General features: G+C 71.0%; 23 protein-coding genes. 15 read left to right on the forward strand and 8 right to left on the reverse strand.

The features are described from left to right. Positions 1 to 5: 5 nt before the first annotated feature. Entirely contained in the window at positions 6 to 500 is a 495-nt protein-coding gene (locus tag AB0E05_RS02025; protein ID WP_361957156.1) for a DinB family protein, read from the forward strand. A gap of 38 nt (positions 501 to 538) precedes the next feature. Here the strand turns inward: AB0E05_RS02025 and AB0E05_RS02030 are convergent, their stop codons facing one another. The 4 genes from AB0E05_RS02030 to AB0E05_RS02045 all read right to left on the reverse strand — a co-directional run bounded on the left by AB0E05_RS02030 (position 539) and on the right by AB0E05_RS02045 (position 3,522). Next, on the reverse strand, positions 539 to 736 hold the full coding sequence (locus AB0E05_RS02030) for a DUF5708 family protein (protein WP_361957158.1): 198 nt from the start codon (positions 734 to 736) through the stop codon (positions 539 to 541). Between the two features lie 108 nt (positions 737 to 844). Further along, on the reverse strand, positions 845 to 2,605 hold the full coding sequence (locus tag AB0E05_RS02035) for an immunity 49 family protein (RefSeq protein WP_361957161.1): 1,761 nt from the start codon (positions 2,603 to 2,605) through the stop codon (positions 845 to 847). Positions 2,606 to 2,761: 156 nt separating this feature from the next. Next, the gene (locus AB0E05_RS02040; protein WP_361957164.1) at positions 2,762 to 3,256 is read right to left on the reverse strand and encodes a hypothetical protein; all 495 of its coding nucleotides are present in this window, start codon (positions 3,254 to 3,256) and stop codon (positions 2,762 to 2,764) included. Beyond that, positions 3,253 to 3,522, reverse strand: a complete 270-nt coding sequence (locus AB0E05_RS02045; protein WP_361957167.1) for a hypothetical protein — start codon at positions 3,520 to 3,522, stop codon at positions 3,253 to 3,255. Before AB0E05_RS02045 ends, AB0E05_RS02040 begins: the two co-directional genes overlap by 4 nt. Before the next feature lie 257 nt (positions 3,523 to 3,779). On the opposite strand from AB0E05_RS02045, the gene AB0E05_RS02050 reads away from it, so the two are divergent. Further along, positions 3,780 to 4,580 carry a helix-turn-helix transcriptional regulator gene (locus AB0E05_RS02050; RefSeq protein ID WP_361957170.1) on the forward strand — a complete coding sequence of 267 codons (801 nt, stop codon included), beginning with the start codon at positions 3,780 to 3,782 and terminating at the stop codon, positions 4,578 to 4,580. Next, on the forward strand, positions 4,570 to 4,869 hold the full coding sequence (locus AB0E05_RS02055; protein WP_361957173.1) for a DUF397 domain-containing protein: 300 nt from the start codon (positions 4,570 to 4,572) through the stop codon (positions 4,867 to 4,869). The genes AB0E05_RS02050 and AB0E05_RS02055 overlap by 11 nt, the downstream gene beginning before the upstream one ends. A 52-nt stretch (positions 4,870 to 4,921) precedes the next feature. On the opposite strand, the gene AB0E05_RS02060 is transcribed toward AB0E05_RS02055, so the two are convergent. The 3 genes from AB0E05_RS02060 to AB0E05_RS02070 form a co-directional block, all read right to left on the reverse strand. Continuing rightward, complete coding sequence (locus AB0E05_RS02060) at positions 4,922 to 6,232, reverse strand: glycosyltransferase family 39 protein (RefSeq protein ID WP_361957176.1); 1,311 nt, start codon at positions 6,230 to 6,232, stop codon at positions 4,922 to 4,924. Positions 6,233 to 6,388: 156 nt separating this feature from the next. Continuing rightward, positions 6,389 to 7,111: a polyprenol monophosphomannose synthase gene (locus AB0E05_RS02065; protein WP_361957268.1), complete on the reverse strand. Its 723-nt coding sequence runs from the start codon at positions 7,109 to 7,111 to the stop codon at positions 6,389 to 6,391. Positions 7,112 to 7,600: 489 nt separating this feature from the next. Beyond that, complete coding sequence (locus tag AB0E05_RS02070) at positions 7,601 to 8,071, reverse strand: DUF1772 domain-containing protein (protein WP_361957179.1); 471 nt, start codon at positions 8,069 to 8,071, stop codon at positions 7,601 to 7,603. 136 nt (positions 8,072 to 8,207) lie between these two features. On the opposite strand from AB0E05_RS02070, the gene AB0E05_RS02075 reads away from it, so the two are divergent. The 5 genes from AB0E05_RS02075 (at position 8,208) to AB0E05_RS02095 (ending at position 14,719) form a co-directional block, all read left to right on the forward strand. Further along, positions 8,208 to 8,714, forward strand: coding sequence for a GNAT family N-acetyltransferase (locus tag AB0E05_RS02075; RefSeq protein ID WP_361957182.1), 507 nt, complete (start codon positions 8,208 to 8,210; stop codon positions 8,712 to 8,714). 188 nt (positions 8,715 to 8,902) lie between these two features. Beyond that, entirely contained in the window at positions 8,903 to 9,271 is a 369-nt protein-coding gene (locus AB0E05_RS02080) for a hypothetical protein (protein WP_361957185.1), read from the forward strand. Beyond that, a complete protein-coding gene (locus AB0E05_RS02085) occupies positions 9,268 to 11,145 on the forward strand; it encodes a caspase family protein (RefSeq protein WP_361957188.1) in 1,878 nt (625 codons plus the stop codon). The genes AB0E05_RS02080 and AB0E05_RS02085 overlap by 4 nt, the downstream gene beginning before the upstream one ends. After that, positions 11,142 to 13,088, forward strand: a complete 1,947-nt coding sequence (locus AB0E05_RS02090; RefSeq protein ID WP_361957191.1) for a hypothetical protein — start codon at positions 11,142 to 11,144, stop codon at positions 13,086 to 13,088. The genes AB0E05_RS02085 and AB0E05_RS02090 overlap by 4 nt, the downstream gene beginning before the upstream one ends. Further along, positions 13,085 to 14,719 (forward strand): hypothetical protein, encoded by a 1,635-nt coding sequence (locus AB0E05_RS02095; RefSeq protein WP_361957194.1) that lies wholly within the window; start codon positions 13,085 to 13,087, stop codon positions 14,717 to 14,719. The genes AB0E05_RS02090 and AB0E05_RS02095 overlap by 4 nt, the downstream gene beginning before the upstream one ends. Before the next feature lie 61 nt (positions 14,720 to 14,780). Here AB0E05_RS02095 and AB0E05_RS02100 read toward each other — a convergent pair whose 3' ends face one another. Beyond that, positions 14,781 to 15,722 (reverse strand): pyridoxal-phosphate dependent enzyme, encoded by a 942-nt coding sequence (locus AB0E05_RS02100; RefSeq protein WP_361957197.1) that lies wholly within the window; start codon positions 15,720 to 15,722, stop codon positions 14,781 to 14,783. Between the two features lie 232 nt (positions 15,723 to 15,954). Between AB0E05_RS02100 and AB0E05_RS02105 the strand changes: the two genes are divergently transcribed. From AB0E05_RS02105 to AB0E05_RS02135, 7 genes are all read left to right on the forward strand, one after another. Then, the gene (locus AB0E05_RS02105; RefSeq protein WP_361957271.1) at positions 15,955 to 17,184 is read left to right on the forward strand and encodes an amidohydrolase; all 1,230 of its coding nucleotides are present in this window, start codon (positions 15,955 to 15,957) and stop codon (positions 17,182 to 17,184) included. A gap of 321 nt (positions 17,185 to 17,505) precedes the next feature. Then, entirely contained in the window at positions 17,506 to 18,555 is a 1,050-nt protein-coding gene (locus tag AB0E05_RS02110) for a BMP family ABC transporter substrate-binding protein (protein ID WP_361957200.1), read from the forward strand. Positions 18,556 to 18,858: 303 nt separating this feature from the next. After that, the gene (locus AB0E05_RS02115) at positions 18,859 to 20,514 is read left to right on the forward strand and encodes an ABC transporter ATP-binding protein (protein WP_361957274.1); all 1,656 of its coding nucleotides are present in this window, start codon (positions 18,859 to 18,861) and stop codon (positions 20,512 to 20,514) included. After that, complete coding sequence (locus AB0E05_RS02120; protein ID WP_361957203.1) at positions 20,511 to 21,644, forward strand: ABC transporter permease; 1,134 nt, start codon at positions 20,511 to 20,513, stop codon at positions 21,642 to 21,644. The genes AB0E05_RS02115 and AB0E05_RS02120 overlap by 4 nt, the downstream gene beginning before the upstream one ends. Further along, positions 21,641 to 22,930 carry an ABC transporter permease gene (locus AB0E05_RS02125; protein ID WP_361957206.1) on the forward strand — a complete coding sequence of 430 codons (1,290 nt, stop codon included), beginning with the start codon at positions 21,641 to 21,643 and terminating at the stop codon, positions 22,928 to 22,930. Before AB0E05_RS02120 ends, AB0E05_RS02125 begins: the two co-directional genes overlap by 4 nt. Then, positions 22,927 to 23,343: a cytidine deaminase gene (locus AB0E05_RS02130; protein ID WP_361957209.1), complete on the forward strand. Its 417-nt coding sequence runs from the start codon at positions 22,927 to 22,929 to the stop codon at positions 23,341 to 23,343. Before AB0E05_RS02125 ends, AB0E05_RS02130 begins: the two co-directional genes overlap by 4 nt. Before the next feature lie 148 nt (positions 23,344 to 23,491). After that, positions 23,492 to 24,769: a thymidine phosphorylase gene (locus tag AB0E05_RS02135; RefSeq protein ID WP_361957212.1), complete on the forward strand. Its 1,278-nt coding sequence runs from the start codon at positions 23,492 to 23,494 to the stop codon at positions 24,767 to 24,769. The last annotated feature ends 335 nt before the right edge of the window (positions 24,770 to 25,104 follow it).

Below are 25,104 nucleotides of genomic sequence, written 5' to 3' on the forward strand. Positions count from 1 at the left end.
AAGCCATGAGCCGTAAGGCACCCCGCCGCCGCGACACCTCGCCCCCGCGCACCGGCGGCAGCGAAGCCGAGACCCTGCGCGGGTTCCTCGACTACCTGCGGGACTCCATCGCCACGAAGGTCGACGGCGCGCCCGAGCCGGACGTCCGGACGGCGGCCGTGCCGTCGGGAACGAACCTGCTGGGGCTGCTCCAACACGTCACCGCCGTCGAGCGGTGGATCTTCCTCGGGGAGGACGTCAAGGACTGGCCGGCGACGTTCCGACCGGCGCCCGAGGACAGCGTGGACGACGTCGTCACCCGCTACCAGGACGCCGTCGCGCAGGCGAACGACGTCCTCGACGGCTGCGACGACCTCGCCGCGCCCCTGCCGCGGGCGGCCCCCGGCCGGAGCGCACCCAGCGTGCGGTGGGCGCTCACGCACATGATCGAGGAGACCGGCCGGCACGCCGGCCACGCGGACATCCTGCGCGAGCTGATCGACGGCGCGACCGGCCGCTGAGAAGCCGCGACGCCGCGCCTACGTCGAGAGCGACGCGCCTATGTCGAGAGCGACGCGCCGCGCACCATCTGGAACAGGCCCGTCAGGATCAGCGCGCCACCGACGAACATCAGGACCACGCCGACCTTCGTCAGGGTGACGACCGGGGTGTCCACGCCATCCGTGAACAGGTTCAGCACCAGGCCGACGGCGAAGGCGACGCCACCTTCCAGCAGGTTCTTGAACGACTTCTTCATGTGCAACTACTCCTCCCGTTCGTGAACCAATCTAGGAAGGGAGAAGGCCCGGAACCTCGCCTCGGAGAACGAAACCGCAGTACATCCTTCGATGCAGCTCAGCCGGGCTCAGCCGACCAACGCCTCCGGCGTCACCACCCCCTGTGGGACGTACGGCGACACCACCGGGACCTCCCAACCCATCCTGCGCACATGGCAGACCAGCGCCAGCACGTTCAGATCCAGCACGGCCTCCGACTGTTCCGACAGCTCGCCCATGGCGTAGTGGTCGCGGTGCTTCTCCAGGGCGTCCGCCAGGGCCAGGGCGAAGCCTTCGCGGTCGCCCTCGACGACCTGGGAGAGGAGGTGGACGGGTGGGGCGAGGTAGGTGCCGCGCTCGTGGCGGAAGCAGACTTCGAACGCGGTGTTCACCGCGGGCTCCGGGTCCGCGCCGCGCAGGTAGTCATGGAGGGCGGCGCCGTACGCGTTGGTCGGCGCGAAGTGGCGTCCGCTGACGAGGAATTCGGGCTCGACCGTCACGCACGCGGCGAGCGCTTCACGGTCTCCCGTGACCAGGGACAGCGACAGCGTGCGCAGCCAGTGCTGGACGTGGGGGTACGCGTGGCGCGTCGCGGGCAGGTCGCGGGTGGTGCCGGCGACGGTGACGGAGAGCTGCGCACCCTTCTCCGCGCGCAGCATCCGGAGCACGCCCGCCCCCGCCTCCGTCGCGATGTGCAGCAGCCCGCGCTGCTGCGGGTCGCGGCATTCGGGGTCGCTCGCCGCGCGCTCCAGGAAGAGGGAGAGGTGGTCGTCCATCAGGGAGTGCAGGCGTCGGGCGACGTCGGCCGGGTCCTCGTCGGGGTCGCGGAAGGCGGCGAGGGCGCGTTCCGCGTACTTCCCGAAGAGCAGGGGCTCGACGTTCCGCGCGTACGGGTGCTCCGGGCGCTCGATCACCAGTGGGCCGGCGGCCAGCGCCGCGACCGCGTCCGGGTGCTTCTTCCTCCCGTACGCCAGCACCCGCGGCTCCGGCGGCCTGAAGCCGGAGACCGGGCCGATCGGGAGATAGCGCGACTCGACCTCCAGCGGCCACTCCTGCCAGCGGACCGCCATCGCCGCCAGGGCTATCGCGTCCATCGGGAGCAGCGTGCGCGGCGCGGGGTTGCGCTCCGGGGTGCCCGCGGCGGCGTGGCGCTCCAGCTGGGCGGCGAGCGCGCGGGTGAAAGCGGCCCTGTCACCTGCCGCGAGCGCCTGGAGCGTCGTCAGCGCGGCCCGGCAGGACGGCCAGTCCTTGCCGTCCGCGACGGCCGCCGCGATCTCGTCGATACGGGCCGAGCGCGCCGCATCCGAGTCCGTCCCGTCGTCCCCGATGCCGTACACGAACACCATCAGCGCGTGCACCAGCGCGACGTCCGGCTCGGACTCGCGGTCGGCGAGGGGGACGGCGGACGCCACGAACAGCTCCCCGAAGGCGTCGCTCGCGTTGGCCACGAACGCGGGGAAGAAGGCGTCGAGCCAGACGTGGGCCGCGACCCCGTCCGGATTCTCCGGCGGGCGACTGCCGTCGTACACGATGCCGGTGCCCGTGTAGTCGATGAAGACGTGGGGATGCCCGGCCCGGCCGGCGCGCAGCGCCAGCGCGCCGACGCCCGCGGTCGCCGCGGACTCGCACGCCACCCGCGCGTCCTTGTCCGTCAGATCGGCGTGGACCGTCGACCGCGCACCCAGGTAGTCCAGGAACGACTCCGCGATCATCTCCCAGCCGTACGCCGGCAGTTCGTCGTGCTGCATCATGTGCACGTCGCCGGCCATGCGCTCGGCGAACCCGTCCAACGCGCGGCTCAGCGCCGCCTGCCCCACCTCATGGCGCTCGATCCACATGCTCGTCGCCACCCCCGTCCGTCCCCGTGTCCGTGCTGGTACCGCTGCGATCGTCTTCAGCATAGGAACGACCACCGACAACCGCCCGGCTGCGCGTGATATCCGGGGCGGCAGCCGGGCGGGGATCCGCGGCCGGAGGGCGGGTCCGGCCGCGGAAGTCCATGATGGTCACGCAGAGTCAGGGCGTCGGGCCCACGAGCCCTCGAACTCCGCGCTCAAACATACGAATTCGGGGCTGGCGAGCGCGGCCTCGTACTCCGGGTCCGTGAATTCGTGGCTATGGCCGCCGAGATGGCCGGCGAATAGCGTGCACGCGTCATTCGCCCCGCCCGGCTTGCCGTTGTGTATCGAACAATCCTGGAGGATCGTGACGCAGGAAGGCTCTATTCCGCTTTTCCAGCGCGCCCAGATTCCACTCGCCCGGTCGTCGTCGCCGTCACTGCGGTCGTCGAGTTCGCGTACGAGGTCGAAATGGGGTCCGGTGTCGTGTTCCTCCAGCGCGCACCGCAGTCCCGTCACGATCTGGATGGGGTGCGCCGGCGGGTCCGGCCACAGGTCCTGGGTGAGCACGATCAGTTGGAGGGGGAGCGTCGCGAGTGCGGCGCAGACGCGGCGGTCGGCGGTGGCTTCGCCCGCGGCAGGCGGGACTTCGGGGGCGGTCATGTGCCCCCGTTCCGTCGGCTCACCGCGTTGACCTGCGCGATCGCTGCGCTGAGTGCGGTGGTACGGGGCGCCGGGGGCGACGCGGGGGTCAGGTCGTGGGGAGACGCGTCCCACTCCAGCCCGCCGTCCAGCGGCCGGAGCTGTACGAGCTGGCACATGCGGTCCATGACGCGCCCGACCTTGTGGGTCGCGGCGTCGAGGACGACGTCACCGAGTGCCGGTACGTACGAAGGGGAGTGCGCATTCTCGTCGAGGTCCAGGTTCACGGATGTCTCCTGCGCGGAAAGCTCTTGCCGTTCCGGAAACCTCCCGCCATTATCTGGGCGCCCGACCCCGTCCGTTCGAACGTCTGGGCGGTGATTTCGTTCCGGTCGGCCATGGTTCCTTGCCGTACCCCTTCAGTGGTTTCCTTCTTCCGGCTTTCTGGAGACAAGTCTGGGGCAACTATGTAGCCTCCGAAAAAGGGTTGATGGTGACCCCGTTCAAATCACCTCAAGCGCAGGGGAAGTGGGAGTGACGACCTATGGCCAAGCCTTACGGAGAGTGGCTGCGGGAGCAGAGGGTCAAGGCGGGCATGACGCAGCAGCAGCTCGCGGACGCGGCGATCATGACGCGCACGCACATCACGCACATCGAGGCGGGGCGGCGCGTACCGTCCGAGGAGGACGCGAAAAGGCTGGACCGGGCGCTGGACACGGGTGATGTGCTGACGAACTTCCGGCCGGGCGCGGATGCCCACCCCGTCCCGGACTACTTCGAGTCCGCGATGCAGTTCGAGCAGCAGGCTTCGATCATCCGGGAGTTCGCCGTCTCGTACGTGCCGGGGCTGCTCCAGACGCCGGAGTACGCGCGAGCCGTCATTGGCTCGGCGTATCCGCCGGTCAGCGCGGAGGAACGTGACCGGGCCGTCGACACCCGGATAGAGCGTGCGCACGTCCTCAAAGACCCGGTGGAGCCGATTGTTTGGGCGCTGCTGGACGAGGCAGTGCTGAGGCGCCCGATGGGGAGCCCGGCTGTGATGGCTGAGCAACTGCACCACATCGCTGACCTGGCTGAACGTGGGCGGATCCGAGCGCACGTCATTCCGTATAGCGCGGGCTCGTACCCGCTGCTGGGAAGCATGGTCCGACTCATGTGGTTCGAAGACCAGCCGCCCATCGCCTACGTTGAAGGTGTCCAGACGGGCAAGGTGCACGACATCGCAGCGGTGGTGGAGCACATCCAGGGCAGCTACGACCTCGCCCTCGCCGAAGCGCTGCCGTTTCAGGAGTCCCTTGCCCTCCTGAGAGCTACAGCGGAGGACTACGAAAGCGATGACAACTGAGCGCATACTCCTTGACGCGTCCGTGCTGACGGGCTGGCGTAAGTCCAGCTACAGCGGTCCGGAGGGGGGCGATTGCGTCGAGGTGGCGGACGGGTACACGTCCGCGTGGGACGGGTGGCGGAAGTCCAGCTACAGCGGTTCGGCTGGCGGCAGTTGCGTGGAGGTCGCCGACGGATACCCCGTCGTACCCGTACGGGACTCCAAAGTTCCCCACGGGCCCGCGCTCGTCTTCCCCGCCGCCACCTGGTCGACCTTCGTCCAGAGCCTGAAGGACGACCAGCCCGCCTGAACAGCGCCAACCGCAGCCCCGCCACTCCACCGAGCGGCGGGGCTCGGCTCGTTCAGGGGGAGTACTTCCACACCAGCATCAGATAGCTCCCGTACGCGCTGGAGACCAGCACCGCCGCCGTCACGACCGCGTACGCGACCCTCGGGCGGGCCGTCGCGAACGCCTTCGCCAGCGGGAACAGCAGCGGGAACGCGGGCAGCAGGAAACGGGCCTTCGAGTGGAAGTAGCCCGCGCCGCCCACCGCGATGAGCAGCAGTAGCGCGGCGTAGATCAGCGGCGCCGCGTGCTGGCGTTCCAGCAGGCAGATGACGAACAGCAGCAGCGCGCCGAGGACGGTGAAGGTGGCGACGACCGCGTTCAGGTTGGTCGGCATCTTGGTGAAGGTGTCGACGATCCGGCCCATCGTGAAGCTGCCGCCGTCGAAGGTGGAGCCCCAGCGCTCCTGGAGCTGGAAGTAGCCGTCCCAGCGGCCGGCGCGGTAGCCGACCCAGCCGAACCAGGCGAACCAGCCCACGGGGGCGATGAGGATCGCGGCGAGCAGCCGGCCCCTGCCGGCCCCGGGCGGTGCTTCCTTCTGCCGCTTCCGGAACGTGGCGAAGAGCGCCCAGGCCGCGCAGAGGGCCACGGCCGCGACGACCGCCGAACCGGACGGGCGGGTGAGGCCGGTGAGGCTGGCGAGGAGGCCGGCGGTGATCCAGTGCTGTTTGAGTACGGCGTACAGCGCCCACGCGGCCAGCGCGGTGAACAGCGGCTCGGTGTACGCCATCGACTGGACCATGGCGTGCGGGACGATGCCCCACAGCACGACGGCGAAGAGGGCCGTGCGGCGGTCGTGGAGGTGTTGCGCGACGGCGAAGATGCCCCATGCCGCGACGAGCGAGGAGAGGACGGAGACGCCCCAGGCCACGATCTCCGTGGAGAAGGGCGTGACGGAGGAGAAGCCGCGGACCAGCCCCGGGTAGACGGGGAAGAAGGCGTACTTGCACAGTTCGCCCTGGACGGTGCAGTTCTCGGCGAGCGGGGCGGCGTAGCCCGCCTCGGCGATGTGGACGTAGTAGACGGTGTCGAACCGGGTGGCGAGCAGCTTGCCGAGGCCCGGGCCGTCGCCGCCGGCGCGCCAGGCGACGACGGCGGTGCCGACGAACCGTACGAACGCATAGAGCGCGAGGGCGGGCCAAGCTGCGAGGAAGGCGGTTCGGAGGCGGGCGACGGCGCTCGATCCGCCGCTGCGGCTGCGGCTGCCTACGCCGCGGCCGGGCCCGTTTCCGGTGGTGGAATTGGCCGATCTTCGACGGGCGGTGTGGCGGCGTGGCGCGGCGGGTCTGGAAGCCGCCGGGGTGGGTGTCGTCTCAAGTCCCGACATCTTCGCTTTTCGTCCCCTCCGCAGGGCACCGCGTCTCCACGCGGGTGCGCCATTTCAGGCACAGAAATAACACAAGATGACGACGGTCGGGAATTCGGCCATGCCGAACCGGCAAGCGGAGGGGGGCGAGCGTCGGGGCGGGCTCGGGCCCGTGGGTCAGCGGCGGCGCTTGGTGAGGGCGCTGGCCCGGGACCGTACGCCCCAGGCCGTCACGCGCCACAGGGCCTCGACGACGATCGAACGGTTCATCTTGCTGTCGCCGCGCTCGCGTTCGACGAAGGTGATGGGGACCTCGACCACCGTGAAGCCGGCGGAGACCGCGCGCCAGGCGAGGTCGACCTGGAAGCAGTAGCCCTGCGAGGCGACCTGGTCCATGCCCAGTCCGAGCAGGGTCTCCTTGCGGAACGCGCGGTAGCCGCCCGTGACGTCGCGGATGGGGACGCCGAGCATGAGGCGGGAGTACAGGCTGCCGCCGCGGGAGAGGACCTCGCGGGACTTGGGCCAGTTCACGACGCTGCCGCCGGGGACCCAGCGGGAGCCGAGGACGAGATCGGCGTTCTCCTCGACGAGGGCGTCCAGCAGGCGGGGGAGCTCTTCGGGGCGGTGCGAGCCGTCGGCGTCCATCTCGACGAGGACGTCGTAGCCGTTCTCGATGCCCCACTGGAAGCCGGCGAGGTACGCGGCGCCGAGACCCTGCTTGCCCATGCGGTGCAGCACGTGGATGTGGGAGTCGGCGGCGGCGAGGTCGTCGGCGATCTTGCCGGTGCCGTCGGGGCTGTTGTCGTCGGCGACGAGGATGTGGGCCTCGGGCACGGACTCCCGTACGCGGGAGGTGATCGGGCCGACGTTCTCGGCCTCGTTGTACGTCGGGATGATCACCAACACCGGGCCCGGCGCTTCTGTTCTCCGGCCGGGCTGACCGCCAACTGTCACTCTGTCGCTCCACTCCTGCGGCTTGCCGGTGCGGCGGGCGGGGCCGGACCGGGTCACGCGAGCATACGCGCGAGTAGGGGGTGGTTGTTTGAGAGGGGGCGCATCCGGACACGCTGGGTGGGCGGTCGTGCCGTGGGGGTGACGCCCGTGTTGACGGACACGCCGCCGATCGCGCAGGGCGGGGCACTCCTGGGGCCGGCGCCCCTGGAGGCTCGCGGCAGCCTTGCGGGCCGGGCCGCCGACCCCTCCGGAGCGTGTACGATCATCTCGTAACTCCGGTGCAGCGCACGGGAGTCGCGCGTCTGTGGTCCAAGGAAAGACGCCCATCTGCCGATGGGAAATGTAGGTGCAAGGCCTGCCGGGCGCTCCATGACGAAGGCCCCCTCTTCTGAGGGGGCCTTCGCGCGTGCCCGACGTCATTCGTGCTCAGACGACTCAGACGACGACCGCGACCGCCAGGGACACCGCCCCGGCGACGCTGGTCAGGGTGCGGACCAGGTGGGCGGTGTTCCAGCGGGGCTCGAAGGCCCGGCGCGCTTCGACGAGCGCCGTCGGCGAGTCGGCCGCGGCGGCGTCGAGGCGCTGGTTCAGGGGGACGTTGACCGCCGCGGTGATGACGAACGTGGCGATCGCGCACGCCGCGCCGACGACGAGCCAGCCGGTCGCCGCGCCGTCGGGGCGCAGCACGGCCGCGACGACGGCGAGGACGGGGGCGCCGACGAAGACGGTCAGGAACCAGCCGTTGAGGATCGCCCGGTTCACGGCGCGGAACGCGGTGACGTACGTGGCGTCGTCCACCTGCCGCAGGCCCGGGACGACGGAGCAGGCGAAGGCGAAGAACGTGCCGGCGAGCAGGCCGTTGCAGACGATGGCCGCGGTGAGCAGGGCCGTTGAGGTCGGAGTCATGCCCCGTTGATATCGCGTCCCCGTCGATATCGCGATTGATCACCCGCCCGGTGCTGGGAGACCCTGGGGGCGCCCTCCGCGACGAGGGGCCCGGTGCCGCCACGGTCACCGATCGATCTCAGCCCAGGGAAGACGCATGATCGTTCTGGCCGCGAGCCCCCGGCTCGCACCGCCGACCGCGAAGGTCCGGGAGTCCTACCTCACCGGAGAGCAGGCCGACATGGTCCACCGCGGCTCGGACACGTCGTGGCTCGCCGACGCGAGCCGGGACTTCGCGCAGTTCGTCGCGGACCGCGTCGGCGTGCGGGAGCGGTGGGGCGTCCCGTCCGAGGTGTTCTGGTTCACCGCGGAGGAGCACTACATCGGCTCGCTGGTGATCCGACACGAGCTGCCGGAGGACGACCTCGGCGGCCACATCGGCTACCACGTCGTCCACCCGTGGCAACGGCAGGGCCACGCGACGGCGATGCTCGGCCAGGCACTGCCCCTCGCCCGCGGCCTCGGGCTCGACCGGGTCCTGCTCACCGTCGCCGCGGACAACGCGCCCTCGCTGGGGGTCGTCCAGCGCAACGGCGGCACCCCCGACGGCGCGAACTCCGACGGTCAGCTGCGCTTCTGGATCGACACGCCCACGGCTCCCTAGGGCCACCGAGTCCTCCGGCGTCGCGTTCACACCGCACACCACGAGGCCCAACCGCACCTCGGCTCCCACGCGTTCCACGGCTCGCCAGAACCCTGGGCGAAGCCCTGCGCCGGGCGCGCCGCGTGCTGCAAAATCAGCTCTCGCAGCGGCTCGCACAGGCGAACGCAGAGGGGATCGGGGGCCATCCCATGGAGCTGTCACTCACCATTGAGGGAGAAGGGACCGGTGACGACGTCGCGTCGCTCTACCGCTGGCTGAGCCAGGATTCCGACGTCACCAGTCAGATCGACGTCCGTCAGGGGCGGTCCGTCTCAAGACCCGGCGAGATGAGCAGCGCGCTGGAGGTGATCAGCCTGGTCACCGGCAACACGATCGCCCTCGCCAACCTCTGGGTCGCCGTCAGGACCTGGCGGAGTACGCGTCGTCCGACCCCGGAGGTCCGGATCGAGCATCGGGGAACCTCGGTGACGGTGAACAGCGACGACCCCGAGAAGGTGCGCCAACTGCTCGCGGCCCTGGAGAACGCGCCGCAGCCGCCGGAGGCGGCGGGGCAGTGACCGACGCGGTGCTCTCGGATCCGCAGGCGTCGTACGCGCTCCTGGTGGGGGCCTGCCAGTACGAGACCCTCGACGACCTGCCAGCAGTCCAACGGAACCTCTCCACGTTGCGCGATCTGCTGTGCACGCCGGAACTGTGGGGGCTGCCGCCGGACCACTGCGTGGTCATGCCGGAACCCGACTCGGCCGACGAGGTGGTGAAGGCGCTGGAGCACGTGGCCGGTCGCACCGTCGAAACGCTCGTCGTCTACTACGCCGGCCACGGGCTCGTCGACCCGGTGACCGAGGAACTGAACCTCGCGCTGACGGGCTCGGACGGCAACCGTGTCGCCCCCTCCTCCCTCCCCTTCGACTGGGTGCGCCGACAGATCCTCGCGCCGGAAGTGCGCGCACGGCACAAAGTGGTCATCCTCGACTGCTGTTGGAGCGGCCGGGCGATGCAGGGGTGGATGAGCGGGGACGGGGTGGCGAACGAGGTGGCCAACCGCGCCCGGATCCACGGGGCATGCCTCCTGACGTCGGCGGCGGAGACGAAGAAGGCCCTCGCCCCGCCCGGTGATGAGTTCACCGCCTTCACCGGGGAGCTCATCACCGTCCTGCGCGACGGCATACCCGAAGGGCCCGAGCTGCTGGACCTGGATACCCTCTACGGTCATGTGCTCGGCCAACTGTCGGCCAAGGGCAGGCCCCTGCCGCAGATCCGCAGCCGCAATCTGGGCGGACAGGTGTCCCTGGGGCGCAACCGCGCTCTCGTCCCACCGCCGCGACGACCGGGGGCGCTGCCCAGCGCACGCGAGGGCACGGCCGCGCCGTCAGCGGGCGGGGAACCCTCCGAGGAGGGGGCGGCCGGGGGCGGAACGGACGGCCGCCCGGTCCGGATCGGCCTGTGGGGAGCGCCGGCGAGCGGAAAGACGACCCTGCTCGCGGCCTTGTCCCACGTCATCGGCGACACCCAACAGGACTACGGCAGTTGGCGGGTCAGCGGGCTGAACCGGGTCTCCGAGGAGTTCATCGTCCAGCACAAGACGGCGCTGGTGAACGACGGCCAGTTCCCACCCGCCACCGAGGTCGTCGGCGAGCCGCTGCGGTTCCGGTTCAGCGGGGCCCCGAACCCGGACGACGACGATTTCGACGACGAATTCGACGAGGGCGAGGACCAGGACGACGACGAGGAGCCGGTCATCCACCGAAGCCACGGCTTCGTGGTGGAGGTGCAGGACGTGCCCGGCCACTACTTCCACGACACTCCGTCGACACCCGACTCCTCGATCACCCAACGGCTCGCCGAATCCGACGGACTGGTCTACCTCTTCGACCCGACCGACGGCGTCTCCAACTCCAGCGCCGACTACCTCTTCGGCCTCATCCAACGCATCACCACGTACCTCGAAGAGACCGGAGGACCGCCCGGCCGGTACCTTCCGCACGCCCTGGCGGTCTGCGTCACCAAGTTCGACGATCCGCAGCTGTTCCTGGCCGCCCGCGCCGCGCGCTGGGGCACCCAGGTGAACGACCGGCACGGCTTCCCCCGGGTGAAGGACCGCCACGCCCGACAGTTCGTCCACTGGGCGGCCCGGCACTTCTGCGGCCCCGACGGCGACCGGCTGTGCGACCTGATCGAGAACCACTTCGATCCCGACCGGACCGCGTACTTCGCCACGTCCTCCATCGGCTTCCACGTCAACGACGACGGCGTCTTCAGCCCCTCCGACTTCGCCAACCTCAACGGCACGCGGATCCGCGGAGGCATCCGCCCCATGAACGTCCTGGAGCCGTTCATCGCACTGGACCGCCGGATCCGCACGGCCGCCGAAACAGCCGCGCTGCTCCGCCGGGTCCGTCGAACCGACCGCGCCGCCGGAGCGGGGCCATGACGCGAACGGTGTACGCCGAGTGGGCCCTCCTCGGCAAGCGCGCCGGGGAGGGGCACGACTACCACATACTCGACTCCAGCCGGGACCGCGCCGAGGACGCCCGGTTCGAGCAGCTCGTCCGCAGCTCGACCCCCGGCACGCCGCGCCGGGCAGGCGCCGGGGAACCCGGCGCGTTGCCGTGGGTGACGTTCGACGTGGCGGGCGGCACCGGCGAACGCCACTGGTCGGGCATCGCCGTCAAGGAGTGGTCCGAGGACATCGACAGGGCCAGCCGACCCATCACCACGACCCGTTACTTCACCTTTCCCTTCGCCGAGGCGGCCCGGCCCGGCGTCACCTACCGCGGACTGTACGAGCGGGTGGCACCGGTGTCCCTGCCGCCGCCGTCGACGGCCGCCGTCCCCCTGGACCTTCCCGGTTTCGACGCCCGCGCGCTGGCCGCCGGCATGGAGGGCGCCGACCGTGGATTCGACTGGTACGCCACGGTGGCCGCCCTGCTGCTCGACGCTCCCGTGGTGCTCTCGGGTGCGGGGGACCTGACGCTGACGGAGCGGATCGACTGCCTGGACGCCGTCGTGGCGCTCCTGCCGTACGGCGTGCGCGCGACACTGCGGGCCAGCACCTGGGCCGACAACCTCGCCGAACACGGCATGCGCCTGTTCTTCGGCGACGGGGTCGACAAACCGCACCAGCACGAGGTCCGCTGGCAGGCGCTGCCGGAACCGCCGACGGGCACCCTGGGCCACGTCTACCTAGCGGCCCTGCGCAAGGCCCGCCGACTGCACGGAGGACCGGTGCCGCTGATCGAGCGGTTGGCCGGGGAGCGCACGCCGCTGGAACTGGACGACCGCGCCGTCGTGGTCGCGCTGGACTGCCTGTCCGCCGGGGGAGCGGGCGACCGGGACCGGCGGGCCGCGGTCGCGCCGACCGCCCGAGCGGCCGGCGCGGACGCGTGGGAACTCCCCTGGAGCGACCACAGGGAGCACATCGTCACGACCGTCGCCCTGGAGTTGGCGGCCGGAAGGACACAGCGCGCCAAGACGTACCTGTCCGTCGCCGAAAGCCGAAAGGAAGCGGACTCCTTCGTCGAAGACGTACTGGCACAATGCCCACCTGGCCAACAGACGGCCGCCCAGGCGGACTTCGTCCTGAGCCTGGGCCCGCCCGGGCCCGGCGCTTCGCCCACCCTGCGCGGGGTCGTCGTGGCCCGTCCTCGGGTCGCCTACGACATCCTGCGCGACCAGGCCGCCGACTCCCGGGCTCCGCTTGAGGCATGGATCGCATGGTTGTCCTCCTCCGGGCCGCTGTGGCGCGACCATCCCGCCCCCGACTGGATCCAGGCGTTCGGCGCGCTGTTGCCCGGCCGTTCCAGCCCGGTGTCACCGGGCTGGATCGAGGAACTGGTGGGCCGCTTCGGCGACGACGCCCTGACGGTCCTGTTCCGGACCGCGGCCCGGACCGGGACGTCCGACGTGGCCCTGTCCGGATGCTGGCGGGCACTCATCTCGGGCGCCTCCCGGGACGGTTCACCCGCCAGGGCGCGGATCGGAGGAGCCCTGCACCTCCTCACGCCCCGGCTCCCCGCGTACCGGGCCGGCATGGACGTCGTGGCCCCGCTCTACGGACGTGCGCCGCGCTGGGCGGCCCGGACGTCCCGGGAGGACGCCGCCCACTATCTGGCCGGGCTCCGGCACGTCTGGGGTCTGCTGGAGACGGCGGGGCAACGCGAGACCGCGGCTCTCGCCCTGGTCCCGGCCGTTCCCCGCGACCGCTGGCTCCTGAAGCGGCTGCGCCGTCTGGACCCGCACCTCAAACGGGCCATTGCCGCGCGGCGCCGCTCGGCCCTCGTCCGTCGGCTGCGCTCCCTCGCTCGGTGGAAGCCCGCCCGGGCCCGCGGACGGAGCCGTGGCCCCCGTCGCTCCGACAAGGAACGCCGCACATGACATACCGCCGACCGGAGAGCGCCGCCGCCCGCACGGGCACCGCACGGCGCGTCCTCGTGGGGCTCCTCGCCGCGCTGATGGCGATCGCACCGGCCGGAACCACCGCGGCACAGGGCGAGCAGCCCGCCCCGCACCAGCTCTACGACGCCCTCGGCGTCACCGACGTCCACACCCGGTACGTCGTGCTGCTCGACACCACGTCGGTGGTCGGCACCCGGCTGTTCGAGATACGGACCCAGCTCACCACCCTGCTCAACGCGGCCGGCAGGACCGGCGACATCACCCTGATCCTGTTCGACCGAAAGGTCCGCCGGACGATCAGCCCGTTGACCCCGGAGCACGTCCACGCGCTGCGCGCGACCGAACCCCTCCCGCCCGACGACACCATCGACGTTCCCGGGGCCGTGGACGCGGCGCTGACCGTGCTGGAACGCGACCTGCCCCCGCGGGCAGCCCTCGTCGTCCTCGCCGCGGGACGGCAGGGCCCGGACGCGTCAGCCGGCACCGACCCCGCGACGGTCCTGCGGCGGCGGGCCGACGCCATCGCCGCCCGAACGACCCTGACCGTCCACGCCTTCCCGCTCGCGTGGCGGGCCGACACCCGGGCCCGCCACATCGCCGTACTCGAACGTGCCTTTCCCGCCAAGGTCACCGGTGGCTCGTGGACACCCTGGGTACGGCCGGACCTGGCCCACGTGAAGGACGACGTACTCAGGCGGGCGGCCCTCACCGCTCTCGCCCGGGACCGCTCGGGGCAGGTCGTGGCCGAGTGGCCGAAGGAGGCTTCGCGACTGTCCCTCACGGCCGAGAAGGCCACGGTCACCCTCACGCTGCGCTCCACCATGACCAAGGTGCCGCTGCTGGTCTCCGACCTGAAGTTCACGATGACGGACGACCCCACCCCCATCTCCGTCAAGGCCGACGTCGGCAGGGGTGTCGAGTTGAAGCCCGGCGCGACCGTTCAGGTGCCGGTCAAGCTCGCCTGGAAGACGGACAAGTGGGGAATGGGGCGGGAGACCGTACGGCTGAGCGGACGCCTGTCGGTGCAGGGCCGGGTCTCCTCGCCGTGGGACCCGCACCTGACCGCAGTGGGAATCCACACCGCACCGGTGTCCCTGCGCCACTCGTCCACCACGGTGGCCGGCACCGGGACGGTGGGCATTGCGGCCTGGGTGCTGTGGGCGGTCGGAGGCGGTGCGTCCGGGCTCACCGTCCTCCTGGCCGTCCTTGCCGTCTGGGCCGCATTTGCCGAGCGGCGAAACCACCCCAGGCTGCACGGCTGGCTGACCGCCCAGTACCCCGAAGACGACCAGGGCACATGGGTCGAGCGGCAACTGGGTCCCGTCGCCCTCGTCGGTCGACGCGAGTTGGAGACCGAGGAGCTGTACCCCTCCGGAGAGGGGACGGTCCACGTCCGTCCCGGCCCCGACGAGCGAGGCGAGGCCCGGACGCTGTACATCCGATGCCGCCCGCACGACGCCGAACAACTCGGTGACGAGGGTCGATGTCCCGTCGACGGCACCGTGATCATCAGTGGCGTCCAGTTCGTCCACCACCGTGCCGAGCCCGTGCACGTCCGCGGCCGGAGGGCCGGCCGCCACGGGTCGGGGCCGGCGGAAGACACGCCCTAGCGCCGTGACGGAAAGGTCTGCCGCGCGCCGCGAGCCGGTGAACCCTTCCGGTCACACGCCCTTAGGCCACCACGTCCTCCAGCGTCGCGTTGCCGCCGCACACCACCAGCCCCAACCGCGCGTCCGCGCCCACGCGTTCCAGGACCCGGCGGGCCGCCGGGAGGACGCAGCCCGCGGCCGGCTCCGCCCACAGCTTCGCGTGGTGCGCCATGTCCCGTACGCCCTGCACCGCTTCCGCGTCGGAGACCACGATCACGTCCTCCACCAGCGCCGTGACGTGCTCGTACGTCAGCGCCGAGACCGAGGGTGCGGAGAGCGTCGTCACCCTCGACGTCAGGGGGACCGGGACCGGGCCGCCGGCCCGGAGCGCGCGGGACATGGACTCCGCGCCCGCCGTCTCCACGCCCCAGACGCGCACGTCGGGGCGGCGCGCCTTCAGGGCCACCGCGACGCCGGAGATCAGACCGCCGCCGCCGATGCTGACGAGGACGTCGGTGAAGGCGTCGGGGGCGGTGTCCTGGTCGAGTTCCAGGCCGACGGTGCCCTGACCGGCGATGACGACCGGGTCGTCGAAGGGGTGGATCAGGGTCTGGCCCTCCGCGCGCAGGCGTTCCATCAGGGCGAACGCCTCGTCCATCGTGTCCGTGAGCTGGATCGACGCGCCCGCGGCCTGCACCGCGGCGATGGAGCGGGCCGGCGCCGTGCGCGCCATGCAGATCGTCGCCTTCACGTCCAGCAGGTGGGCCATTTCGGCGACGGCCACCCCGTGATTGCCGCCGCTGACGGCGAGCACGCCCACCGCGCGCTCGGGGAGGGAGAGCGACAGGAGTTTCGCGAGGGCGCCGCGGGACTTGAAGGAGCCGGTACGTTGGAGGAGTTCCAGCTTCGCCGTCACCGGGGCGCCCAGCAGGTCCGACAGGCCCGGGCTGGACACCGTGGGCGTACGCACCAGCCGGCCCTCGATCAGCCGCGCCGCCGCCTCGACATCTCCGATCTGAATCATCCAACCATCCTCGCACCGGAGCCGTCGCCCGCGTCGTAGCCGAGGCGCCGCGCTCCAGAGGCGGTGGAGTCCGACTGCCGGTACGGTCAAAAAGAGCGCGCAAGTTTACCCACATACGTGCACAACCATGCACTGTGCGGCTGTCTTTCCATCCCCTATCGGATTGAACTTTTGTTGATCAGTGGTCAGTTGACCCCCTGCTGCGCCTACCCTTCAACAGGTGAACCAACTGATGTCCCGCGAGTCCGAGACCGATCTGCCCGGGAGCGTCAACCTGCCCGGCACGCTGTCCGAACCGCTGCGCGCCGAGCTGATCGCCTTCCGCCGCGATCTGCACATGCACCCAGAACTGGGCAACCAGGAGTTCCGTACCACCGCCGCCATCAAGGCCCGCCTCGAACAGGCGGGGCTCGCGCCACAGGTGCTGAGCATGGGCACCGGGCTGGTGTGTGACATCGGCACGTGGGACGGGGTGCAGCCGCTGCTGGCACTGCGCGCGGACATCGACGCGCTGCCGATTCCGGACACCAAGACGACCGTGCCGTACCGTTCCACCGTCCCCGAACGGGCCCATGCCTGCGGGCACGACGTGCACACCACGTCCGTGCTCGGCGCGGGCATCGTCCTCGCCGAGTTGGACCGCGAGGGGCTGCTGCCCGCCCCCGTACGGCTGATCTTCCAGCCGGCCGAGGAAGTGCTGCCCGGGGGCGCGCCCGACGCGATCGAGTGCGGCGTCCTCGACGGGGTGGGGTCGATCATCGCCGTGCACTGCGACCCGAAGGTCGACGCGGGCTCCATCGGGCTGCGTTCCGGGCCGATCACCTCGGCCTGCGACCGGCTGGAGATCAGCCTGGACGGCCCCGGCGGGCACACCGCGCGGCCCCATCTGACCACCGACCTCGTCATCGCCGCCGCGAAGGTCGTCACCGAGGTCCCGTCGATGGTCGCCCGCAGGGCGGACGCCCGCTCCGGCCTCGCCGTGACCTGGGGACGCATCGAGTCCGGCCACGCCCCCAACGTCATCCCCAACCACGCGGAGCTGTCCGGCACCGTCCGCTGCCTCGACCTGCCGACCTGGCGCGCCGCGCCCGACCTGGTGCACGCGGCCGTCGACGAGATCGCCACCGTCCACCGGGCGAAGTCCCAGATCGACTACATCCGCGGCGTCCCGCCGGTGGTGAACGACCCGGCGGTCACCGAGCTCATCCGGGACGCCCAGCTGGCCCGCGGCGGCGCGCAGTCCATCGAGGACACCGAGCAGAGCCTCGGCGGCGAGGACTTCTCCTGGTACCTGGAGCACGTGCCGGGCGCGCTGGCGCGCCTCGGGGTGCGCCGGCCCGGCGACACGGTCCGCCGCGACCTGCACCGCGGGGACTTCGACGTCGACGAGGAGTCGATCCGGGTGGGCGTCGAACTCTTCACGGCGGTGGCGCTGCTGCACGGTCACCGCACCCAGGACTGACGCGGGGCCGCACCCGGTGCGTACCGGCGGGTAGCGGGCCGGGCGCGGAGCGGGCGCGGATCGGGTGGGGGCGGGGCGCGGTGCGGAGCGCCCCGCCCCCTACCCGTGAGTCACCTGTGCGGCGTACCGTGGGGCGTACCTCGGCGTCGTACTCGTGCGTCACCTGTCGTCACCTGGGCATCACTGCCTGGCGAAGGTAAACGCGACGATCCGATAACGACTCATGAACAGGTCTTTAACTGACATCTACGCGCGTTACGATCGCCGCAAAACCAGCGCCGGAAGAGGCGCTTCAGGTCAGTCTTGAAGGGACCCCTCCTCTTGCGCCGGGTATCCAAGATCACTGCCGCGTGCATCACGACCGCGGCCCTCGCGTTCACTGCCACCGCGTGCGGTGAGTCGTCCACCGATTCCGCCTCCTCCAGCTCGTCCAGCGACGGCAAGCTGAAGATCGGTGCGGCGTACGACGTCGGCGGACGCGGCGACAACTCCTTCAACGACTCCGCGGCCCGCGGCCTCGACAAGGCCAAGGCCGACCTCGGTGCCGAGGTCAAGGAGCTCACCGCCAAGCACGGCGAGACCCCGGCCGACCGCGAGTCGCGCCTGGCGTCCCTTGCCGAGGGCGGGTACAACCCCGTCGTCGCCGTGGGCTTCGCGTACAAGGACGCGGTCGACAAGATCGCGCCGAAGTTCCCGAAGACCACCTTCGGCCTGGTCGACTCGGTCTCCGAGCAGAAGAACGTCGACAGCATCGTCTTCACCGAGGAGCAGGGCTCCTACCTCGCCGGCGTCGCCGCCGCGCTGAAGTCCAAGGACGGCAAGATCGGCTTCATCGGCGGTGTGGACCTCCCGCTGATCAAGAAGTTCGCCGCGGGCTTCCAGCAGGGCGTCACCGAGACGAACCCGAAGGCGTCGGTGCAGATCCAGTACCTGACCACCGGTACGGACCTCTCCGGCTTCGGCAGCCCGGACAAGGGCAAGCAGGCCGCCCAGGGCATGCTCGACAAGGGCATCGACGTGGTCTACACGGCTGCGGGCGGCTCCGGCGCCGGCGCCATCGAGGCCGTCGCCGCGAAGAAGGGCTCCTGGGCCATCGGCGTCGACTCGGACCAGGCCAAGGACCCGGCCCTGTCGAAGTACGCGGGCTCGATCCTGACCTCGGTCGTCAAGAACGTCGACACCGGCGTCTTCGAGCTGGCCAAGTCCGTCAAGGACGGCTCGCCGAAGACCGGCGTCAACACCTACTCGCTGGCGGAGGACGGCGTCAGCCTCACCACCACCGGTGACCACCTGAAGGACATCCAGGCCAAGCTGGACGAGGCGAAGAAGAAGATCGTCGACGGCCAGATCAAGGTCAAGTCCACGATCTGACGGCCCTGGTCCGACGGCCCCGCGCCGTCGGACGAGCCGCCCAGGACACGCCCTCGGGCCCGGACGATCGGCCGCGCCGCTCCTCCGGGCCCGAGGTCACGTCGAACTCCTCCCGTCGAGTTCCCCTCTTCGAACCCCCTCGCCGGACCTCCGCAGGGCCCCTTCCCCCGAGGTCGCCCGCCCGTCCCGGTTCCAGGGGTGGCGCTACGCGCGTAGCATCGCGTAACACCGATCGCGCGCGGTAGTTTTCGCCCACACCCCCGCCTCAGCTCCTCCTCCGCTCCTGCCCAGGGAGAGTGCGCCATCAACGCGTCCAGCAGCCCCCATGCCGTAGAGCTCCGCGGCATCACCAAACGATTCCCCGGAGTCGTGGCCAACCACGACATCGACATCACCGTGCGCCGCGGTACCGTCCACGCCCTCGTCGGCGAGAACGGCGCGGGCAAGTCCACCCTGATGAAGATCCTCTACGGCATGCAGAAGCCGGACGAGGGCACCATCACCATCGACGGCGAGCAGGCGTCCTTCAACAACCCCGGCGACGCCATCGACCGCGGCATCGGCATGGTGCACCAGCACTTCATGCTCGCCGACTACCTCACCGTGCTGGAGAACGTCGTCCTCGGCTCGGAGAAGCTGTACGGCATCGGCGACCGGGCCCGCGCCAAGATCAAGGAGATCTCGGACGCGTACGGCCTCGGCATCCGCCCCGACGCGTACGTGGAGGACCTCGGCGTCGCCGACCGCCAGCGGGTGGAGATCCTCAAGGTCCTCTACCGTGGCGCCCGCACGCTGATCCTCGACGAGCCCACCGCCGTCCTGGTGCCGCAGGAGGTCGACGCCCTCTTCGACAACCTGCGGGAGCTGAAGGCCGAGGGCCTGACCGTCATCTTCATCTCGCACAAGCTCGGCGAGGTGCTGTCGGTCGCCGACGACATCACCGTCATCCGGCGCGGCACCACGGTCGGCACCGCCGACCCGCGGACCACCACCACCAAGCAGCTCGCGGAGCTGATGGTCGGCAGCGAACTCCCCTCGCCGGAGACCCGCGAGTCCACCGTCACCGACGTCGCGATGCTCACCGTCGACGGGCTGCGGCTGACCGCCACCGACCCCGACGGCGTGGTGCGCTCGGTGCTCGACGGCATCGACTTCACCATCCACAAGGGCGAAGTGCTCGGCATCGCCGGCGTCGAGGGCAACGGCCAGTCCGAACTGGTCGAGGCGATCATGGGCATGCGCAGCCCGGACGTCGGCACCGTCACCCTCGACGGGCAGGACATCTCCCACCGGCCCACCCGCAAGCGGCGCGAGGACGGCATGGCCGTCATCCCCGAGGACCGGCACCGCCACGGCCTGCTGCTGGAAGCCCCGCTGTGGGAGAACCGCATCCTCGGCCACGTCACCGAGAAGCCCAACAGCAAGGGCGTCTTCCTCGACCTGAAGGCGGCGCGCGCCGACACCGCGCGGATCGTGCGCGAGTACGACGTGCGCACCCCCGGCATCGACGTCACCGCCGCCTCCCTCTCCGGCGGCAACCAGCAGAAGCTGATCGTCGGCCGGGAGATGAGCCACCGGCCGAAGCTGCTGATCGCCGCCCACCCCACCCGGGGCGTGGACGTCGGCGCGCAGGCGCAGATCTGGGACCAGATCCGCGAGGCGCGCCGCGAGGGCCTGGCGGTGCTGCTGATCTCCGCCGACCTGGACGAGCTGATCGGGCTCTCCGACACGCTGCGCGTGATGTACCGAGGCCGGCTGGTGGCGGACGCCGACCCGGCGACCATCACCCCGGAGGAGCTGGGCTCGGCGATGACCGGCGCGGCCAGCGGCCACCTGGAGCACGCCGACGGCCCCTCCGGCGGGTCGGCTGCCGAGTCGGGCGAAGCGCCCGCCGCCGACGCTCCCCGCGACGAGACCCCCAGCGCCGAGCGCGACACCGACGGGGGAGAGGACCGATGAAGAAGATCGACAAGGAGCGGGTGCTCCTCGGGCTCGCCGCCCCCCTGCTGGCGATCGTGGTGGCCTTCCTGGTCACCGCGCTCGTCCTGGCCACGACCGGCAAGGAGCCGTTCAACGCCTTCAGCATCATGTTCGACTACGGCTCGAAGTCGGACAGCCAGGTCTACATCCTCAACAAGGCCACGACCTACTACCTCGCGGGCCTCGCGGTCGCCCTCGGCTTCCGCATGAACCTGTTCAACATCGGCGTCGACGGCCAGTACCGGCTCGCCGCCTTCTTCGCCGCCGCGCTCGGCGGCGCCCTCACCCTGCCCGGCCCGGTGCAGATCCCGCTGATCATCCTCTGCGCGATGATCGTCGGCGCGATGTGGGCCGGCATCGCCGGTGTCCTCAAGGTCACCCGCGGCGTCAGCGAGGTCGTCTCCACGATCATGCTGAACGCCATCGCGACCGCGATCATCGGCTACCTGCTCCAGGAGGGCCGCCTCGGCCACCTCGACCAGGCCGGCACCAAGGTCTCCACCAAGCCCATCCCGGAGTCCGCGCACTTCTTCGAGTTCCCGACCCAGCCCTCGCCCGTCTGGGGCTTCATCGTGGTCGCCGCGCTCGCCGGCGTCGCGTACTGGTTCACGCTCTCCCGCACCCGCTTCGGCTTCGACCTGCGCACCGTCGGCCAGTCCGGCTCCGCCGCCGAGGCCAGCGGGGTGAACGTGAAGCGGATGGTCGTGACCTCCATGCTGATCTCCGGCGCCATCGCCGGCCTGGTCGGCATGCCGACCCTGCTGAACGACAGCTACGAGTACAGCGGTGACTTCCCCCTCGGCATCGGCTTCACCGGCATCGCCATCGCCCTCCTCGGCCGCAACCACCCCGTCGGCATCGCGCTCGGCGCCCTGCTCTGGGCCTTCCTGGAGCGCGGCAGCGGCCAGCTCGAATTCAAGGGCTACGACAAGGAGATCGTCGGCGTCATCCAGGGCGTCATCGTCCTGTGCGTCGTCATCGCGTACGAGGTCGTACGCCGCTACGGCCTCAAGCGCCAGCAGCGGCAGGTCGGCGCCAAGCTCGCCGCCCAGGCCCGCAACAACAGCAACGGCAACGGCAACACCGACAAGCAGGAGGTGTCGGCGTGAGCGCCACGGCGACCTCGACTCCGCCGCCCACCGCACCCAAGGTGAGTGGCGGCAAGGGCGGGCGCACCCGCCTGTCCTTCCCCGTCATCCTGCTGCTGATCGCGGGCGCACTGATCGCCCTCTCCGCGGTCCGGGTGATCACCGGCGCGGAGGACATCACCTCCTCCGGCCAGATCAGCGCCGCACTGTCGATGGCCGTGCCGATCGGTCTCGCCGGCCTCGGCGGCCTGTGGGCGGAGCGCGCGGGCGTGGTCAACATCGGCCTCGAAGGCATGATGATCCTCGGCACCTTCTTCGGCGCCTGGGCCGGCTGGCAGACCGACCCCTGGATCGGCGTGCTCGCCGGCGTCCTCGGCGGCATGTTCGGCGGTCTGCTGCACGCGATCGCGACGGTCACCTTCGGCGTCGACCACATCATCTCCGGCATCGCGATCAACATCCTCGCGCTCGGCATCACCACCTACTTCGCCAAGCTGTGGTTCAACTCCGGCGAAGCGGCGGCCAAGGGCGGCAGCCCCAAGCAGTCGCCGCCGTCCGACGACATCGGCACGGTCACGATCCCCGGGCTCTCCGACGGCCTGAAGTCGATCGAGAAGCACGAGTGGTTCTTCGTCTCCGACCTCGCGGGCGTCCTCGGCGGTCTGGTCACCAACGTCTCGCTGCTGACGATCGTGGCGATCCTGCTCTTCGTCGCGACCTTCGTGGTGCTGTGGAAGACCGGCTTCGGACTGCGCCTGCGCTCCTGCGGCGAGAACCCGATCGCGGCCGAGTCCCTGGGCGTGAACGTCTACAAGTACAAGTACATCGCCGTCATCGCCTCCGGCGGCATGGCCGGCCTCGGCGGCGCCTTCCTCGCCCTGGTCACCTCGCACATCTACAACGAGGGCCAGACCGGTGGTCGCGGCTACATCGGCCTCGCGGCGATGATCTTCGGCAACTGGCGGCCCGGCGGGCTCGCCATGGGCGCCGGCCTCTTCGGCTACGCCGACGCGCTCCAGCTGCGCAACGGCGGCCAGTCCGTGCACGCGCTGCTCCTGCTGCTGGTCGTGGTGCTGGTCGGAATCGCGATCTGGAAGTTCTACCGCAAGAGCTTCGTGCCGGCCACGATCAGTGCCGTCATCGCCGCGGGCGTCCTGGTCTGGTACCTGGGCACCGACACCGTCCCGACGGAGTTCGTCACCGCGACCCCGTACGTCGTGACGCTGCTCGTGCTGTCGCTCTCCGCGCAACGGCTGAGAATGCCGAAGGCGGACGGCATGCGCTACCGCAAGGGCCAGGGCAAGTGACCGCGCCCGACGCCGCCGGCGCGGCGGACGCGTTCGACTGGGAGTCGCTGCGGGAGCTGGCGCGCACGGCGATGGGCCGGGCGTACGTCCCGTACTCCGACTACCCGGTCGGCGTGGCCGCCCGCGTCGACGACGGCCGCACCGTGACCGGCTGCAACGTCGAGAACGCCTCGTACGGCCTGTCGCTGTGCGCCGAGTGCGGGCTGGTCTCCCAGCTCCAGCTCACCGGCGGCGGCCGGCTGACGCACTTCGCCTGCGTCGACGGCCGGGGCGCGCGCCTCGTGCCGTGCGGCCGGTGCCGTCAGCTGCTGTTCGAGTTCGGCGGGCCCGAGCTGCTGCTCGACACGCCCGAGGGCGTGGTCACGCTCGCCGAGCTGTTCCCGCAGCCGTTCGGCCCGGCCCATCTGGCATGACGGCCGACCCGGCATGACACGCTGAGCGCGGCCCCTCCGCCCGGGTACCCACCCCCCGGGCGGAGGGGCCGCGGCCCTTTTCCCGCATTTCCTGCATTCCCTGCATTTCCGCATCACTAGGTTTTCCCGCACCACAGGAGGAACACCCATGGACGTCATCTCCGTCATCCGCACCAAGCGGGACCGGGGCGAGCTGACCGGGGAGCAGATCGACTGGGTCATCGACGCGTACACCCGCGGCGCGGTCGCCGACGAACAGATGTCGGCACTGGCGATGGCGATCCTGCTGAACGGCATGAACCGCACCGAGATCGCCCGCTGGACCGCCGCGATGATCGCCTCCGGCGAGCGCATGGACTTCGGCTCGCTGACCCGGCCCACCGCGGACAAGCACTCCACGGGCGGCGTCGGCGACAAGATCACCCTGCCGCTCGCCCCGCTGGTCGCCGCCTGCGGCGCGGCCGTGCCCCAGCTCTCCGGCCGCGGCCTCGGCCACACCGGCGGCACCCTCGACAAGCTGGAGTCCATCCCCGGCTGGCGCGCGCTGCTCAGCAACGAGGAGATGCTGCACGTCCTCGACACCACCGGCGCGGTGATCTGCGCGGCCGGCGACGGGCTCGCCCCCGCCGACAAGAAGCTGTACGCACTGCGGGACGTCACCGGCACCGTCGAGGCCATCCCGCTGATCGCCTCCTCGATCATGTCGAAGAAGATCGCCGAGGGCACCGGCTCCCTGGTCCTGGACGTCAAGGTCGGCTCCGGCGCCTTCATGAAGACCCTGGAGGACGCCCGGGAACTGGCCGCCACCATGGTCGCGCTCGGCAACGACAGCGGCGTGCGGACGGTGGCCCTGCTCACCGACATGGCCACCCCGCTCGGGCTGACCGCCGGCAACGCGCTGGAGGTCCGCGAGTCCGTCGAGGTGCTGGCCGGCGGCGGCCCCTCCGACGTCGTCGAGCTGACCCTCGCCCTCGCCCGCGAGATGCTGACCGCGGCCGGGCTGCCCGACGCCGACCCGGCGAAGGCGCTGGCCGACGGCTCCGCGATGGACGTGTGGCGCCGCATGATCAGCGCGCAGGGCGGCGACCCGGACGCTCCGCTGCCGACCGCGCGCGAGCAGCACGTCGTCACCGCGCCCGCGTCCGGCGTGCTCACCCGGCTCGACGCGTACGACGTCGGCCTCGCCGCCTGGCGCCTGGGCGCCGGCCGCGCCCGCAAGGAGGACCCGGTCCAGGCGGGCGCTGGCGTCGAACTGCACGCCAAGCCGGGCGAGACGGTCACGGCGGGCCAGCCGCTGCTGACGCTGCACACCGACACCCCGGAGAAGTTCGACTACGCGCTGGAGTCGCTGACCGACGCGTACGACATCGAGCCGGAGGGCACCGCCTTCACGCCGCCGCGGATCGTCCTGGACCGCATCGCCTAGTCGGTACGGACGCGTTGCCCTCCGCGGCCCCGGTGACGGCTTGCTCGCGGAGGTCCGCGCGCCCCTGGACCTATCCGCCGTTTCCCTGCGGGAACGTTGGCCTCCGCGGCTCGGTGGTGGGTTGTTCGCACAGTTCCGTCTCCCACGCCCAGGGGGTGTGGGGGTGACCGCAGAGCTTCCCTCTCCGCAGGCGAACGACGGGGGCAGCGAATCAGGGGCGCTGGGGGTACCACCACGCCTTCTGGGCTTGATCCTTAACATCGGGCTTGATTTCGTTCGGTTAGTGTCGCGGGGCGTTTGACGGTTTTGCCCACGTCCTGGTGGGTGGCGGGGTG

The organism is Streptomyces sp. NPDC048057 (assembly GCF_040653095.1).
GTDB lineage: Bacteria > Actinomycetota > Actinomycetes > Streptomycetales > Streptomycetaceae > Streptomyces.